The organism is Thermus sp. NEB1569, from assembly GCF_022385295.1.
GTDB classification, from domain to species: domain Bacteria; phylum Deinococcota; class Deinococci; order Deinococcales; family Thermaceae; genus Thermus; species Thermus scotoductus.
In genome coordinates, this window is record NZ_CP092445.1 from 1,846,270 (window position 1) to 1,859,377 (window position 13,108).

At 65.2% G+C, this 13,108-nt stretch carries 20 protein-coding genes and 1 pseudogene; 6 read left to right on the forward strand and 15 right to left on the reverse strand.

Annotated elements, in window-relative coordinates:
• Nucleotide 1 precedes the first annotated feature (1 nt).
• The 3 genes from MI302_RS10545 to MI302_RS10555 form a co-directional block, all read right to left on the reverse strand.
• Entirely contained in the window at nt 2-367 is a 366-nt protein-coding gene (locus MI302_RS10545) for a polymer-forming cytoskeletal protein (protein WP_239725749.1), read from the reverse strand.
• 10 nt (nt 368-377) lie between these two features.
• The gene (locus MI302_RS10550) at nt 378-1,307 is read right to left on the reverse strand and encodes a M23 family metallopeptidase (RefSeq protein WP_239725750.1); all 930 of its coding nucleotides are present in this window, start codon (nt 1,305-1,307) and stop codon (nt 378-380) included.
• A gap of 65 nt (nt 1,308-1,372) precedes the next feature.
• Nucleotides 1,373-2,647, reverse strand: a complete 1,275-nt coding sequence (locus MI302_RS10555; protein WP_239725751.1) for a thymidine phosphorylase — start codon at nt 2,645-2,647, stop codon at nt 1,373-1,375.
• Between the two features lie 22 nt (nt 2,648-2,669).
• Between MI302_RS10555 and MI302_RS10560 the strand changes: the two are divergent.
• A pseudogene (locus MI302_RS10560) lies at nt 2,670-2,786 on the forward strand (Uma2 family endonuclease); the annotation flags it as partial.
• 46 nt (nt 2,787-2,832) lie between these two features.
• Here the strand turns inward: MI302_RS10560 and MI302_RS10565 are convergent.
• Complete coding sequence (locus tag MI302_RS10565; protein WP_239725752.1) at nt 2,833-3,990, reverse strand: transposase; 1,158 nt, start codon at nt 3,988-3,990, stop codon at nt 2,833-2,835.
• Nucleotides 3,983-4,408, reverse strand: coding sequence for an IS200/IS605 family transposase (gene tnpA / locus MI302_RS10570; protein ID WP_239725753.1), 426 nt, complete (start codon nt 4,406-4,408; stop codon nt 3,983-3,985). The genes MI302_RS10565 and tnpA overlap by 8 nt, the downstream gene beginning before the upstream one ends.
• Before the next feature lie 130 nt (nt 4,409-4,538).
• On the opposite strand from tnpA, the gene MI302_RS10575 reads away from it, so the two are divergent.
• From MI302_RS10575 to MI302_RS10585, 3 genes are read left to right on the forward strand one after another with little or no spacing between them, the layout of a single operon-like run.
• A complete protein-coding gene (locus MI302_RS10575) occupies nt 4,539-4,775 on the forward strand; it encodes a hypothetical protein (RefSeq protein WP_019551189.1) in 237 nt (78 codons plus the stop codon).
• A complete protein-coding gene (locus tag MI302_RS10580; RefSeq protein ID WP_239725754.1) occupies nt 4,756-4,992 on the forward strand; it encodes a hypothetical protein in 237 nt (78 codons plus the stop codon). The genes MI302_RS10575 and MI302_RS10580 overlap by 20 nt, the downstream gene beginning before the upstream one ends.
• A 4-nt stretch (nt 4,993-4,996) precedes the next feature.
• Nucleotides 4,997-5,161 carry a PIN domain-containing protein gene (locus MI302_RS10585; RefSeq protein WP_239725755.1) on the forward strand — a complete coding sequence of 55 codons (165 nt, stop codon included), beginning with the start codon at nt 4,997-4,999 and terminating at the stop codon, nt 5,159-5,161.
• 324 nt (nt 5,162-5,485) lie between these two features.
• On the opposite strand, the gene MI302_RS10590 is transcribed toward MI302_RS10585, so the two are convergent.
• Together MI302_RS10590 and panC are read right to left on the reverse strand one after the other, a co-directional pair.
• Nucleotides 5,486-6,631: a type IV pilus twitching motility protein PilT gene (locus MI302_RS10590; RefSeq protein WP_239725756.1), complete on the reverse strand. Its 1,146-nt coding sequence runs from the start codon at nt 6,629-6,631 to the stop codon at nt 5,486-5,488.
• Nucleotides 6,628-7,458, reverse strand: coding sequence for a pantoate--beta-alanine ligase (gene panC, locus MI302_RS10595; RefSeq protein ID WP_239725757.1), 831 nt, complete (start codon nt 7,456-7,458; stop codon nt 6,628-6,630). The genes MI302_RS10590 and panC overlap by 4 nt, the downstream gene beginning before the upstream one ends.
• A 21-nt stretch (nt 7,459-7,479) precedes the next feature.
• Between panC and MI302_RS10600 the strand changes: the two genes are divergently transcribed.
• Nucleotides 7,480-7,761 carry a hypothetical protein gene (locus MI302_RS10600; RefSeq protein WP_239725758.1) on the forward strand — a complete coding sequence of 94 codons (282 nt, stop codon included), beginning with the start codon at nt 7,480-7,482 and terminating at the stop codon, nt 7,759-7,761.
• Nucleotides 7,762-7,767: 6 nt separating this feature from the next.
• Nucleotides 7,768-8,319, forward strand: a complete 552-nt coding sequence (locus tag MI302_RS10605; RefSeq protein WP_015716237.1) for a Uma2 family endonuclease — start codon at nt 7,768-7,770, stop codon at nt 8,317-8,319.
• Between the two features lie 17 nt (nt 8,320-8,336).
• Here the strand turns inward: MI302_RS10605 and rsfS are convergent, their stop codons facing one another.
• The 8 genes from rsfS to MI302_RS10645 form a co-directional block, all read right to left on the reverse strand.
• On the reverse strand, nt 8,337-8,711 hold the full coding sequence (rsfS, locus tag MI302_RS10610) for a ribosome silencing factor (protein WP_015716236.1): 375 nt from the start codon (nt 8,709-8,711) through the stop codon (nt 8,337-8,339).
• 6 nt (nt 8,712-8,717) lie between these two features.
• Entirely contained in the window at nt 8,718-9,815 is a 1,098-nt protein-coding gene (locus MI302_RS10615; protein WP_038030764.1) for an LCP family protein, read from the reverse strand.
• Entirely contained in the window at nt 9,805-10,362 is a 558-nt protein-coding gene (gene yqeK / locus MI302_RS10620; RefSeq protein WP_126212742.1) for a bis(5'-nucleosyl)-tetraphosphatase (symmetrical) YqeK, read from the reverse strand. The genes MI302_RS10615 and yqeK overlap by 11 nt, the downstream gene beginning before the upstream one ends.
• Nucleotides 10,337-10,897 (reverse strand): nicotinate-nucleotide adenylyltransferase, encoded by a 561-nt coding sequence (gene nadD / locus MI302_RS10625; RefSeq protein WP_239725759.1) that lies wholly within the window; start codon nt 10,895-10,897, stop codon nt 10,337-10,339. Before nadD ends, yqeK begins: the two co-directional genes overlap by 26 nt.
• A gap of 27 nt (nt 10,898-10,924) precedes the next feature.
• A complete protein-coding gene (obgE, locus tag MI302_RS10630; RefSeq protein WP_239725760.1) occupies nt 10,925-12,178 on the reverse strand; it encodes a GTPase ObgE in 1,254 nt (417 codons plus the stop codon).
• Between the two features lie 18 nt (nt 12,179-12,196).
• The gene (rpmA, locus tag MI302_RS10635) at nt 12,197-12,454 is read right to left on the reverse strand and encodes a 50S ribosomal protein L27 (protein WP_015716231.1); all 258 of its coding nucleotides are present in this window, start codon (nt 12,452-12,454) and stop codon (nt 12,197-12,199) included.
• Between the two features lie 3 nt (nt 12,455-12,457).
• Nucleotides 12,458-12,763, reverse strand: a complete 306-nt coding sequence (gene rplU, locus MI302_RS10640) for a 50S ribosomal protein L21 (RefSeq protein ID WP_015716230.1) — start codon at nt 12,761-12,763, stop codon at nt 12,458-12,460.
• Nucleotides 12,764-12,842: 79 nt separating this feature from the next.
• Nucleotides 12,843-13,100 carry an AbrB/MazE/SpoVT family DNA-binding domain-containing protein gene (locus MI302_RS10645; RefSeq protein WP_370687343.1) on the reverse strand — a complete coding sequence of 86 codons (258 nt, stop codon included), beginning with the start codon at nt 13,098-13,100 and terminating at the stop codon, nt 12,843-12,845.
• Nucleotides 13,101-13,108: the final 8 nt, after the last annotated feature.

A 13,108-nucleotide genomic window follows, 5' to 3' on the forward strand; every position in this document is an offset into this window, starting at 1 on the left:
CTTATGCCTCCTTGGGAGCCTCGAGGGCCCTGGTCTCCCCCGCCAGGCTCTGGCCGATGAAGACCGCTCCCGCCTCCACGTCCAGGGCCTGGGCCCGCACCGTGCCGGTGAAGCGGGCCGTCTTGGAAAGGCTCACCTTCTGGGCCACCAGGTCCGCCTTCACCTCCCCGTGGATCTGCACGCTCCCTGCCTCCACCTTCTCCCCTTCAACCCGGCCGGTGCGGCCCACCTCCAGCTCCCCTTCCACGTAGACCGAGCCTTTGACCAGGCCGTCGATGCGCACCTGGCCCTTGGCCTTCAGGTCCCCCAGGACCTCGGTTTCCGGCCCCAAATAGGTGAGGGCCCCCGCCTGCCTTCTCCCCAGCATCCGCCCCATTTTAACGGGAGGCCCAAAGGGGGTCTAGGTAGGGCCTCGGGTCCACGGGGGACCCGTAGCGGTAGACGCCGTAGTGGAGGTGGGGACCGGTGGAGCGGCCCGTGGAGCCCACGTACCCCAGGACCTGCCCCTTCTCCACCCTCTGCCCGGGACGCACCAGGATGCGGGAAAGGTGGCCATAGAGGCTCTGGTACCCCTCGGCGTGGTCCAGGAGGACGGCGAGGCCATAGGCCCCCATCCAGCCAGCCCGGGCCACCACCCCGCTTCCCGTGGCGTAGACGGGGGCGCCGTAGGGAGCGGAGAGGTCCAGGCCGTCGTGGAACTCATACCCCGGGCCAAAGGGGTTCTTGCGCATGCCGAAGTAGGAGGTAACCCCCTCGTAGCCCCTTAGAGGTAGGCCCCGGGGGAGGCTTCGCTCCACCTCCAGGGTCCTTTCCAGGGCCGGCACCACCTCCTTAAGCTGGTTCCTTAGGTCCAGGGCCTCGGCCCGCACCTCCGCCCAGCCCGCCAGGGACTCCTCGGAGGAAGCCACAGCCCCACCCCCCTGGCCCCCTTCCTGGTAGCGCACGGGAAGGGCGTTTAAAGGGGAAAGCCCCGCCCGGCGGCGGAGCTCCTCTATGGCCTTCTTGATCTCCTCAAGCTCCTTCTTGGTGCGCCTGGCCTCCTCCGAAAGGGCCCCGTTTTTGGCCCGCTCCGCCTCGAGGGCCAAGGAAAGCCTCCTGGCCTCCTGGGAAAGGGCCTGGAGGCGAACCTCCAGGGTTCGGGCCTCCCGGCTCTTATGCCAGAGGTAGAGGTTAGCCCCGGTCCAAAGAGTTAGGAGGGCCAAGAAGAGGGCCACGGCCCACCCCGGCAGGGACACCGCCCGGCTCCCCCCGCCGCTTCGGGCGAGGAGAAGGGTATAGCGCAAGGGCCTTCTAGCCTGCCGCTTCATCCGGAAGAGTATACCCTGTACACCCCATCCCTCCGCCACCTGCCCCGCGCAACCCTATCGCGGCCTCAAGGCACAGCATCCAGGACCAGGGGCAGGGGGCTTGCCGAAAGTCCCAGCTGGAAGGCCTCCCTTAAGTGGGCCAGGGCTTCCTCCAGGCCCTTCCCGCGGTGGTAGACCAGGGCCAGAACCTCTCCCCTTTCCACCCGGTCCCCGGGCTTCTTCAGGAGATAGACCCCCACCCCGTGGTCGATGGCCTCCCCCTTCTTCCTACGCCCGCCCCCCAGGGCCAAAACCGCCAGGCCCACCCGGTAGGCATCCACCTCCTGCACCACGCCCTCCTTCTCCGAGGCGAGGGGAAGCTCCTCCCCCAGGGGAAGCAGGGAGAAGTCCTCCACCACCCGGGGATTTCCCCCCTGGGCCTCGAGGAAGGCCTGGAACCTTTCCAGCGCCTTGCCGCTTTCCCAGGCCCTACGGGCCAGGCTTGGGTCCAGCCCCTCAAGCCTCAAGGCCTCCTCCGCAAGGCGCAGGGCCACCTCCAAAAGGTCCTCCGGTCCCCTTCCCTTCAGGGTCTCTATGGCCTCCCGGACCTCTATGGCGTTCCCCACCGCCCGACCCAGGGGGGCCTCCATGCTGGTGAGGAGGGCCCTAACCCTTCGCCCCGCCCCCTGGCCGATCCCCACCATGGTCTTGGCGAGAAGCCGGGCTTCCTCCAGGGTCTTCATGAAAGCCCCCTTGCCCACCTTTACGTCCAAGACGATGCTCCTGGCCCCGGCCGCCAGCTTCTTGCTCATGATGGAGCTGGCGATCAAGGGGATGCTCTCCACCGTGGCCGTGACATCCCTTAGGGCGTAGAGCTTGCCGTCCAAGGGGGCCAGGTCCGGGCTTTGGGCGGCTATGACCAGGCCGATACGCTCGGCCCTTTCCAGAAACTCCCCTTCCGTCATCTCCCCCCGCCAGCCTGGAACCGATTCCAGCTTGTCGATGGTCCCCCCGGTGTGGGCCAGGCCCCGGCCCGACATCTTGGCGAAGGTGCACCCCGCCGCCGCCAGGATGGGCCCCACCACCAGGCTCACCTTGTCCCCCACCCCCCCGGAGGAGTGCTTGTCCACGGGGTGGGGCAGGTGGGAGAGGTCCAGGACCCTCCCCGAGTAGGCCATGGTTTCCGTAAGCCATAGGGTTTCCTCCGGGTCCAGGCCCCTCAGGAAGGCAGCCATGAGCCAGGCGGATACCTGGTAGTCCGCCACCTCTTCCTTCAGGTAGCCCTCGAGGAAAGCCTTCAGGTCCTCCCGCCTGTGCTTCAGGCCCTCCCGCTTCTCGCGGATGAACTGCACCGGGTTCATGCCCCCATGCTACGCTAGGGCCATGGCCCAGCGGTACCGGTTTGGGATCGAGGAGTTCGAGCGCCTCTTCCAGGGGGTCACGGGGGTGGAACTTTTGGACGGGGAGGTGTACCAGATGAGCCCTATCGGTCCGAAGCATGCCGAGGTGGTGGCCTGTCTGGTTAATGTGGTGACGACTCCCCGGACTAAAGTCCAGGGCTTCTCGGGGTGTTTCCCTGCGGGAAAGCACGCGGGGTCTCCCCCGAAGGCCCCGTCCAGGCCTTTGCCAGGATGTTTTGAGCGGCGGCCACATCCCGGTGGAGAAGCGCCCCACACTGGGGACAGGTGTACGCCCGCACCCAGAGAGGCTTCTTCTCCCTATGGCCGCACACCGGGCAGTCCTGGCTGGTGTACTTGGGGTCTACCTTGATGACTCGCCTACCAGCTTCTTCCGCTTTGTAGGCGAGGATTTGGAGAAACTGGGCCCAGCCCGCATCCTGTACGCCCTTGGCTATATAGGAGCGGGAAAGGGCTTGAACGTTCAGGTCTTCGTGGACGATGGTTCCATAGCGGTTTACCAGCTTCCTGGCTACCTTGTGGTGGAAGTCTTTGCGCTGGTTGGCGATTTTGCGGTGCAGTCTGGCTACCCGCCTTCTGGCCTGACGGCGGCGGTTACTGCCCCGCTTTTTCCGGGCAAGGCTGCGCTGGGCGGTGGCGAGTTTAGCCTGCGCCTTCTGGAAGTACCGAGGGGCCTCTACCATCTCCCCCTCCGAGGTAACGAGGAAGTGGGGGTTGGTGCCCAGGTCTATGCCGATGGCCTCCTCGCTTGGAGGCAAAGGCTTGGGGTCCACCTCGGTGATGAAGATGATGTACCAATGCTCGCCTTCCCGCTTAACCGTCGCCGTCTTGATCTTCCCTTCCAAAGGGCGGTGGAGCTTGACCTTGACGGAGCCAATCCCGTGGAGGAGTACACGCCTTCCCCCATCCTGGAGCTTGACCCCGGTTTCGTAGGCCTGGGGGAAGGTAAAGGAGTCGTAGCGCCCCTGCCCCTTGAAGCGGGGGTATCCCGCTTTCTGTCCCGCCTTGACCCTACGGAAGAAGCCCTTGAACGCCAGGTCCACCCGTTCGATGACGTTCTGCAAGACCTGGGAATGAATGTGCTTGTACTCCGGCAGCTCGGCCCGTATCTCGGGCAGATACCTCTTCTGTTCGTAGAAGCCGACAGTCCTCCCGGCCTTCTTGTAAGCATCCCTACGCTCCTGCAAGGCCGCGTTGTACAACTGGCGGCACAGCATCAGCGTCTTGTTCAAGTCCCGCCGTTGGGGCTGGGTGGGGTACAGGCGGTATTTGAAGGCTTTACGCATCGTCATCCACCTGATGCTTTCGCTGCTCCTGGATGTAGCGCTCTATCACCCCAGCCGAGATGTTCCCAGCGCTGCCCACATAGAACGAGGGTGTCCACAGATGACCGCTGCCCTCGCCCCCACGAAGCCCGGGAAACTCCTTCAGGATGCGCCGGGCCGATACGCCCTTCAGTATCTTCGCCACGTCCGAGGGTGCCCACTTGGGCGGCACGGACACGAAGATGTGGGCGTGGTCGGGCATGACCTCCATGCCCAAAACTATCCAGTCCCTCGTCAAGCAGGTCTCCCGGAATACCTGCATCAACTTTTCCCGCACTGCGCCATGAAAAAGATGCCTGCGATACTTGGGGGTGAACACAAAATGGTAGTTCAAGTTGTAATGCGAATGGCGTGTAGTGCGCTCCTGGGGCACATGCATATGATAGCATATCCGCTGCCCACTATGCTATGTGCTCCTTCGGAGCACGTGGAGGAGTCCATGTATCCCCGGTTTAAAAACCGGGGGATTATAGCTCCCCCACACCCCCTCTTTTCTCTAATATGCTTTTATGCGCACCACCCTGGACCTCCCTGACCCACTGTACCGCCACCTCAAACTCCAGGCAGCCAAGGAGGGGAAAACCCTACGGGAGCTGGTGATCCGCTACCTGGAGGAGGGCCTTCGCCGCCAGGCCCAGCGCCAGCCCCGTCCTTTACCCAAGATCCCCCCGGCTGGCCGCCAGATTCCCTCCTGGACGGGGACAGAACTTTGGGAGCTTTTAGAGGATGGACCTCCCGGACCTTAACCTTTGGTTCGCCCTCTTGGTGCCGGAGCATCCCTTTCACCCCGAGGCCCAGCGCTACTGGGGGGTAGCCGCGGAACCTGTCCTGGTCCGCGTGACCGCCTTGGGGCTTTTGCGCCTCCTCACCAACCCAAAGGCCATGGGAGGAAAGCCCCTGGAGGTGGGGTGTCTACCGGGAGCTACGGGGCCCCGCGGGCGTTCCCGTGGTGGAGGAGCCTGAGGGTTTGGAAGACGCCTTGTCCTTCTTGGTGGCCCAGGGTTTTGGCTACCGTCATTGGACCGACGCCTATCTGGCTGCCTTTGCCCTTGCCGGGGGATACCGACTGGTTACCTTTGACCAGGACTTTCTCCGTTTCCCGGGCCTTAACCTCCTCCTCTTAAAGTCGTGACGACTCCCCGGACTAAAGTCCGGGGCTTCTCGGGGTTTCCCCCGAAGGCCCCGTCCGGGCCCAGAAAGACCTTGACTCCGTATCGGCAGGCGAGCGCAATGCTTCTGGCTCTGCCACGGGTGTTCGTTTGGAGTTTTACCCATCGGACTACCCGATGGAACCCCCTACTCCAAGTTTCAAGGTCCACGGGGAACTTTGCCCCCAAGAACATTGTACCAAATCCGTGTCCACCTGTGGTGGACGTGGGGGAGTCCATGTATCCCCGGTTTGAAAACCGGGGGATTATAGCTCCCCCACACCCCCACTTTTCTCTAAGCCACCTTCTCAGTACGCCTGTCCCGTGGCCTTGGTGAGGAGGAGCCTGAACTCGTGGGGGCTGGTGGCGGCGGAGAGGGCATCCTCCAGGGAGATGAGCCCCTGGGTGTAGAGCTCCACCAAATGCTGGTCAAAGGTGCGCATCCCGTGAATGGAGCCCTCCATCATGGCCTCCTTGATCTGGGGGGTCTTGTCCTCATCCTTGATGAGCTCCCGCACGTAGGGCGTGGCGATGAGAACCTCGAGGGCCAACACCCTCCCCTTCCCGTCCGCCCGGGGGAGGAGGCGCTGGGAGAGGATGCCGAGAAGGGATTCTGAAAGAAGGATGCGCACCTGCTGGTGCTCGTGCAAGGGGAAGAACTCGATGATGCGGTTGATGGTCCGCCCCGCGTCCAGGGTGTGCAGGGTGGAAAGCACCAGGTGCCCGGTCTGGGCCGCCATGAGGGCGGCCTCCACCGTCTCCTTGTCCCGCATCTCCCCGATGAGGATCACGTCCGGGTCCTGGCGCATGGCGTACTTGATGCCCGAATAGAAGCTATCCGTGTCCAGCCCCACCTCCCGCTGGACCACCAGGCTCTTCTTGTGCTTGTGCAAGAACTCTATGGGGTCCTCTATGGTGATGATGTTCTTGGCGTAGTGCAGGTTGATGTGGTCGATGATGGCAGCCAAGGTGGTGCTTTTGCCACTTCCGGTAGGACCCGTCACCAGGATGAGCCCCCGCTCCTTGGCCGCCAGCCCCTCCATCACCTCCCGGGGCAGGCCCAGGGCCTCAAAGCTGGGGATGACCTCGGAAACCACCCGCATCACCAGACCGAAGCTTCCCCTCTGCCTCAGGAGGTTGCAGCGGAAGCGGGCCACCCCGGGGATGGTGTAGGCGAAGTCCAGCTCCTTGCGGTACTCCATCTCCTCCCATTGCTCCGGGGTGAGGAGGGCTTTGGCGATGGCCTCCGTGTCCTTGGGGGATAGGGGGCGGTTGCCGAAGGGCTTCAGCTTGCCGTCCACCCGGATCACGGGGGGAGCCCCGGCCTGCAGGTGGATATCCGAGGCCCGGGCCTGGACCATGGCCTTGAACATCTCCAAAAGGCTGTGCCTGCCCTCCTGGGAAGAAGCCTCCCTAGCCGACCTAGCCCCTTCGGAGCCCTTCTCCTCGCTCATGGATGGACCTCTAGGTTGTCGATCAAGCGCACCTCGGGAAAGCGGCCGGCCACGATCCCCCTGGCTCCGGGCACAAAGCGGGAAAGGGGCAAAAGGGTTTGGGGGTGGACGATGGCCAAATAGTCTGGCCGAAACTCCGGAGCTTCCCTAAGCACTTCCTCACCCCTTTCCAAGGCCTCGGCCACACCCTCACCCCTTAGGGCCGCTTCCCGCATGGCCAAAAGGGCCCGGTAAAGCACCGTGGCCTCCTTGCGCCTTTCCGGGGAAAGGTACACGTTGCGGCTGGACAGGGCCAGCCCATCCTCCTCCCGCACCGTGGGCACCCCCACCACCTCCAGGGGAAAGCCCATGTCCCGGACCATCTTGCGGACCACCAGAAGCTGCTGGTAATCCTTCTCCCCGAAGTAGGCCCGGCTTGGCCCCACCAGGAGGAAAAGCCTGGCCACCACCGTGGCCACCCCCTGAAAGTGACCGGGGCGCACCGCCCCCTCCCAAAGGGCCGTGAGGGGACCCTCCACGCTGACCCAGGTGGAGAAGCCCGCCGGGTACATCTCCTCCACGCTGGGGGCGAAGAGGAGGTCCACCCCCGCCTCCTCCAAAAGGGTCTGGTCCCGCTTCAGATCCCTGGGGTAGCGGTGGTAGTCCTCCCCAGGGCCAAACTGCAGGGGGTTCACGAAGATGGAGACCACCACAAAGGGGTTCTCCTTCCGGGCCCTTTCCACCAGGGCCAGGTGCCCCCGGTGGAGGTAGCCCATGGTGGGGACAAACCCCACCCCCTCCCGGGGGAGGGCCTGCCTTAACTCGGCCACGGTGTGCGCCACCTTCACGGGGCTCAGTATACTTTCCCCGTGGGCAAGAAGAAGCGCGAGGAAAAGCTCAAGAAGAAAGCCCTGAAGGAATGGGAGGAAAGGCGGCCCAAGACCTTTCGGGAAGCCCTTAAATACTTTCCCGGGGTCTTCCTCCGCACCACCTTGGTTATGGTGGCGGCCACCTTCCTCATCCTGTTTACCGGTGTCCTGGGCCTTGCCTGGGCCCAGAGCATGTGGTTCCAGCTCCTCGTCTACCTGGGGTTTTACCTCCTCTTCCAGCGCTTCATCATGGGGCCTTTAGCCCCACCCCGGATAAAATGAGGGCAGATGGCCGAGCCCGCGGAAGTCCAGCGCCCCCTGACCCTCGAGGCCTACCTGGAGGAGGAGGCCCGAAGCCCTGTGCGCCACGAGCTGGTCCGGGGCTTCCCGAGAGCCATGGCCGGGGCCAGCCGCCGCCACAACCTCCTGGTGGTGGCCCTGGTGGCGGCCCTTTTCCCCCGGGCCCGGGAAAAGGGGTGCCGGGTCCATGCGGAAACCTTTAAGCTCAAGGTGGCCCCCGACACCGTCTACTACCCCGATCTCATGGTGGTTTGCGGCCCTCCAGGGGAAAACCCCTTTTTGGAAGAACGCCCCTGCCTGGTCCTGGAGGTCCTCTCCCCTTCCACGGAGGCCCAGGACCGCTGGGAGAAGATGCGGGCCTATCTGAATCTGGAAAGCCTCCAGGCCTATCTGCTCCTGGACCCGGAAAGGAAGGGCCTCGAAGGGTATTTCCGCGAGGGGAAGGGCTTCAGCCTGAAGCGCTACGCCGGCGGCCAGGTGCCCCTGCCCTGCCTGGACATGTCCTTGGACCTAGAAGCCATCTACTCGGCCCTGGACTAGGCGCAGGGCCTGGGTCCTCATATCCTCTCGGCGTCCGCCCAGAACCCCTCCAGGTCGTAGTACTCCCGGGCCTCAGGGGTCATGAGGTGGACCACCACCTCCCCGTAGTCCAGGACCACCCAGCGGGGGCTCTGCCCCTCCGTGGGCCTGGGGCGAAGCCCCTCCTCCTCCAGCTTCTCCTGCACGTGGCGCTCCAGGGCCTGAAGATGGGGGGTGCTGGTGGCGCTGGCTAGGACGAAGTAGTCCAGGCTTTCCGAAACCGCCCTCAGGTCCAGGGCCACCACCTTTTCCGCTTTCTTTTCCCAAAGGAGATCCTTGATCCTCGCTACCAGCTCCACTGCCTCTTGCTTACGCAAATCTAGCCCTTCGTGCTGACCGAGGGTCTTTACCATCTACCCCTATTGTACCAGGTCCCGCCCGAGCTCCACCACCACCCCGGGAACCGGCCCGTGGGGCGCAAGAAGGGGCAGGTGGAAAAGCTCGGCGAAGTAGCTTCCGGCCTCGAGGTCCTTGGTGTAGACCGCGCTCTGCGCCACCTCCGCCTCCTCCACCTGGGCCTCGATTCCCTCCCGGGCAAGAAGGGCTTGGCCCCAAAGGATCAGGCTCCTTTCCCCCTTTAGGCGCACGGGCACTTGGGGCGGAGAGGAAGGCAGGGCCATCCCCATCCATTGGGCCAGGACCTGGGCCCGGGCTTCCTCGTCCACCAGGAGGAAGGTCCCCCTCCCCTCGCGGGTGGGCAGGGTGGCCACGGAAAGCCTCAGGCCCTGGACCCCGGGCAGATAGGCCAAAACCTCATCCAGGGAAAGATCGGTGTCCAGCTCCCGCCAGGCCTCCCTTAGGGCCAGGGCCAAGGCCGGCCAGGTGCGGGGGTCCTGGGCCTTCTTGAGCACCTGGGATACCACCCCCTTGATGCGGTCCAGCCGGGCATAATCCCCCAGGGCGTCGTGGCGGAAGCGCATGTACTTCACCGCCTCCTCCCCGTTTAGGTGAAGCCTTCCCGCGGGGAAGTCGATGAAAAGCCTCGCCGCCCGGTCGGTGTAGCGCATGGGGCGCTCCAGGTAGACCTCCACCCCCCCCACGGCGTCCACCACCCGGGCCACGCTTTCCAGGGTGAGGATGAGGTGCCTTTCCACCACCAGGCCCGTGGCCTCCGCCACCGCCCGCTTAAAAAGCTCCGCCCCACCCCGGGCGTAGGCGGCGTTGATCTTGCCCCCCACCACCGGGCTATAGAGGTCCCGGGGAATGGCCAAGGCCCTGGCCTCCCCTCCCCTAAGGCGCACGTAGAAGATGGTGTCCGTGCGGCTTCCCGGGCCGCATGGGGTGTGGTAGCCGCAGTACTCGATGTCCCGGGCCGCCACCACCACCCCCATCTCGGGCAAGGCCCCAGCCCTCCTGGGCCGCATTCCTTCCTCCTCTCCCGGCCGCGGCCAGGAGAGCACCCCCCCGAGGGCGAAAAGGGCCAGGGAAAGGAGGAGGAGGGAAAGCCTAGGGCGCATCCTGCAAGCGGCGGTACACGGCCAGGGTCTTAGGGTGCAGGGGAATGCCCTTGGCGGTGAGGTAGGCCACCTTGTTCCCCACCGCCAGGCGGTAGGCCTCGAGGAGTCTCCCCGAAAGGGCGAGCTCCCGGATCTCCTCGTTCACCCCCCGGCCGGGCTCGGAGATGTCGGCGATGTAGAGGGCCATGCCCAGGCCGTTTTGGGGGTCCACCCCGTACACGTGCCCCTCCACCGCCTCCAAAACCTCCTCGTCCTTTACCCCCCAGGCCTCGGCCAGAACCCGGGCCGCCCGGCCGTGGAGGGAAAGGGGATGAGCCCTTTCCACCTCGTTCTCCGGGGGGGCCAGTCTAAGGAGCTCCTCCTCCCCCAGGTCCCGGGCGGCGTCGTGGAGAAGCCCCGCCAGGTAAGCCCGCTCCCCATCCAGGCCGTTTTTAAGGGCGATCTCCTGGGCCAGGGCCGCCACCCTCTGGATGTGCGCCCACCTTTCCGGCCGGACCAAGGCCTTTACCCTCTCCTCCAGCTCAGCGGTAGAGACCGTGCTTTTCAAGGTACACCTCCACGGGCCTGGGCACCCAGAAGCGGATGCTCTCTCCTTCCCGGATCCGCCTCCGGATCTCCGTGCTGGATATCCCCACCTCGGGCACCAGCAAAGGCACCACGGGCACCGGCATCCCCTCCAAGGGGTAGCCGGGCCGGGCCACGGCCACTAAGGTGGCCAGCTCATGAAGCCGGTGCCCTTCCTTCCAGGTGAGGATATCCCGGTAGGCATCGGCCCCGGTGATGAAGAAGAGCTCATCCTCCGGGAAAAGCCTCCTGGCCTCCCTTAGGGTGTCCACGGTGTAGCTTGGGCCCGGCCGGTCCAGCTCCAGCCTCGAGGCCAAGAACCCCTTCTCCTCCGCCGTGGCCAGGAGGACCATCTCGTAGCGGGCCTCCGCCGGGGCCACCGGGGTCTTGTGGGGGGGGCGGGCCGCCACCACAAAGAGGACCAGGTCCAGCCCCAAGGCTGCCCGGGCCTCCGCCGCCGCCCAAAGGTGCCCCAGGTGGATGGGATCGAAGCTCCCGCCGAAAAGGCCTATGCGCAAGGTTCAACCTCCGTGGTCAAGCCGCCTTTACCCCGGGATGTACTCAAACTCCCGCCCCGCAATCCGCACGATATCCCCCGCCCGCACCCCCTTGGCCTTGAGGGCCGCCTCCACCCCCTGGCGCCGGAAGACCTCCTGCAGGTAGCCCGCCGCCTCGGAGAGATCCCCCTTGAGCCGGCTCAGGTACCGCTCCAGGGCAGGGGAGCGCACCTCGTACACTCCTTCCTCCACGGGCACCACCTCCACCCCTGCCTCCACGAGAACCCTGGGGGCTGGCCTGGGAAGCTCAGGGGCCGGGGTGGCCTTCACCAAGCTGAGGAGGGCTTCCTTCAACGTCGCCAAACCCTCCCCCGTGAGGGCGCTCACCGGGAGGACGGGAAGCCCCTCCTGGGCCAGCTCCGCCACCCTCTCCTCCACCTCCTTGGGGGTGAGGAGGTCCACCTTGTTCAAGGCGATGAGGCTAGGCCGCCTGAGGAGAGCGGGGTCGTAAGCCTCTATTTCCTTGCGCAGGGTGCGGAAGGTTTTTAAGGGCTCCTCGGCGGCGTCCAGAACGTAGAGCAACACCCGGGTGCGGGCGATGTGGCGCAGGAACTCCAGGCCCAGGCCCTTCCCCTGGCTTGCCCCCTCGATGATCCCGGGGATGTCCGCCAGGGTGAAGCGCTCCCCCTCCTCTTCCCCCACCTCCACCACTCCCAGGTGGGGGCTTAGGGTGGTGAAGGGGTAGGGGGCGATCTTGGGATGGGCCCGGGTGGTGGCGGCAAGCAGGCTGGACTTGCCGGCGTTGGGGTAGCCCACCAGGCCCACGTCGGCGATGAGCATGAGCTCGAGGCGAAGCCTCCTCCTCTCCCCCTCCTCCCCCGCCTCGGCGAACCGGGGAGCCTGGCGGGTGGGGGTGACGAAGTGCATGTTCCCCCGGCCTCCCTCCCCCCCCTTGGCCACCAGGAGGACCTGGCCCTCCTCCGTGAGGTCCCCAAGAAGCTCTCCGGTATCCGCATCGAAGACCCGGGTTCCCCGGGGCACCTCTATGTAAAGGTCCTGCCCGGCCCGACCGTGCTGGCCGCTTCCCCTGCCGTGCTCCCCGTCCTCCGCCTTGTAGGTGCGCTTGGAAAGCTCCGAGAGGGAGTCCACGCTTCCCCTGGCCCGGAGGTAGACGCTACCCCCGCGCCCCCCATCCCCCCCGTCGGGACCTCCCTTGGGCACGAACTTCTCCCGGCGGAAGGAAATGGCACCGTCGCCCCCCTTACCGGCGGCGACGGTGATGGTCAGGACATCCCGGAACATCCAAGCCGTCCCTTGGGTCTACGCCAAGGGACGCACGTGCACGTAGCGGCCCAGCCGCCCCTTATCCTGGAACTCCACCACCCCGTCCACCAGGGCGAAGAGGGTGAAGTCCCGGCCCATGCCCACGTTCTTGCCGGGTTTGAACTGGGTGCCCCGCTGGCGGACCAGGATGTTCCCGGCCCTCACCACCTGGCCCCCATACCGCTTCACCCCAAGGCGCTTGGCCTGGGAGTCCCGGCCGTTTTTGGTGGAACCCAAACCCTTTTTATGTGCCATGGCTCACCCCTGAATCTCCTTGATGAGGATCTCCGTGTAGGGCTGGCGGTGGCCCTTCTTCCTCCGGTACTGCACCTTGGCCTTGAAGCGGGAGATGGTGATCTTCTTGCCCTTGCCGTGAGCGAGCACCTCCGCCACCACCTTGGCCCCCTCCACGAAGGGAGCCCCCACCACCGTCTTCTCGCCCCCCAGGAGGAGGACGGGAAGCGTGACCTCGCTTCCGGGCTCGGCCTCGAGCTTCTCCACCCTAAGCTTCAGCCCAGGCTCCACCCGGTATTGCTTGCCACCGGTCTTGACGATCGCGAACATGGCTTCCCCTTCCCAAAGCCCCCGAAGGGGCTACCGGCTTTCTACTATACCCAACTCGGCCCACTCCTTCAATAGAGCCTCAAGAAGACGGGTGGCCTCTCAGGCCTTGAACCCATGCCTGTGCCCGCGCCTCCCTTTCCGCCGCCTCTCCCGGGTAGGCGACCTTTACCTTGAGCCGACCGAAGAGGTTCTCCAAGGGAACCTCTTGCCTGGGCCGGAGGAAGACTTGCCCGCCTCGGATTACAAACTCCACCTCACCCCCCGGCTCTACCCCTAAAACCTCCCTCACCCTTTGGGGAAGCGTTATCCGGCCCTTGCTACTGACCCGGCTTCTCACCCTACACC

Excerpts from the sequence above, each read along its gene's own strand:
- MI302_RS10580 (WP_239725754.1), top strand. The coding sequence starts at position 4,756 with ATGGACCTCCCGGACCTTAACCTTTGGTTCGCCCTCTTGGTGCCGGAG.
- obgE (WP_239725760.1), bottom strand. The coding sequence starts at position 12,178 with ATGTTCCGGGATGTCCTGACCATCACCGTCGCCGCCGGTAAGGGGGGC.
- rplU (WP_015716230.1), bottom strand. The coding sequence starts at position 12,763 with ATGTTCGCGATCGTCAAGACCGGTGGCAAGCAATACCGGGTGGAGCCT.
- MI302_RS10605 (WP_015716237.1), top strand. The coding sequence starts at position 7,768 with ATGGCCGAGCCCGCGGAAGTCCAGCGCCCCCTGACCCTCGAGGCCTAC.
- MI302_RS10615 (WP_038030764.1), bottom strand. The coding sequence starts at position 9,815 with ATGCGCCCTAGGCTTTCCCTCCTCCTCCTTTCCCTGGCCCTTTTCGCC.
- rpmA (WP_015716231.1), bottom strand. The coding sequence starts at position 12,454 with ATGGCACATAAAAAGGGTTTGGGTTCCACCAAAAACGGCCGGGACTCC.
- MI302_RS10565 (WP_239725752.1), bottom strand. The coding sequence starts at position 3,990 with ATGCGTAAAGCCTTCAAATACCGCCTGTACCCCACCCAGCCCCAACGG.
- rsfS (WP_015716236.1), bottom strand. The coding sequence starts at position 8,711 with ATGGTAAAGACCCTCGGTCAGCACGAAGGGCTAGATTTGCGTAAGCAA.
- tnpA (WP_239725753.1), bottom strand. The coding sequence starts at position 4,408 with ATGCATGTGCCCCAGGAGCGCACTACACGCCATTCGCATTACAACTTG.
- MI302_RS10575 (WP_019551189.1), top strand. The coding sequence starts at position 4,539 with ATGCGCACCACCCTGGACCTCCCTGACCCACTGTACCGCCACCTCAAA.
- MI302_RS10590 (WP_239725756.1), bottom strand. The coding sequence starts at position 6,631 with ATGAGCGAGGAGAAGGGCTCCGAAGGGGCTAGGTCGGCTAGGGAGGCT.
- MI302_RS10555 (WP_239725751.1), bottom strand. The coding sequence starts at position 2,647 with ATGAACCCGGTGCAGTTCATCCGCGAGAAGCGGGAGGGCCTGAAGCAC.
- MI302_RS10545 (WP_239725749.1), bottom strand. The coding sequence starts at position 367 with ATGCTGGGGAGAAGGCAGGCGGGGGCCCTCACCTATTTGGGGCCGGAA.
- MI302_RS10550 (WP_239725750.1), bottom strand. The coding sequence starts at position 1,307 with ATGAAGCGGCAGGCTAGAAGGCCCTTGCGCTATACCCTTCTCCTCGCC.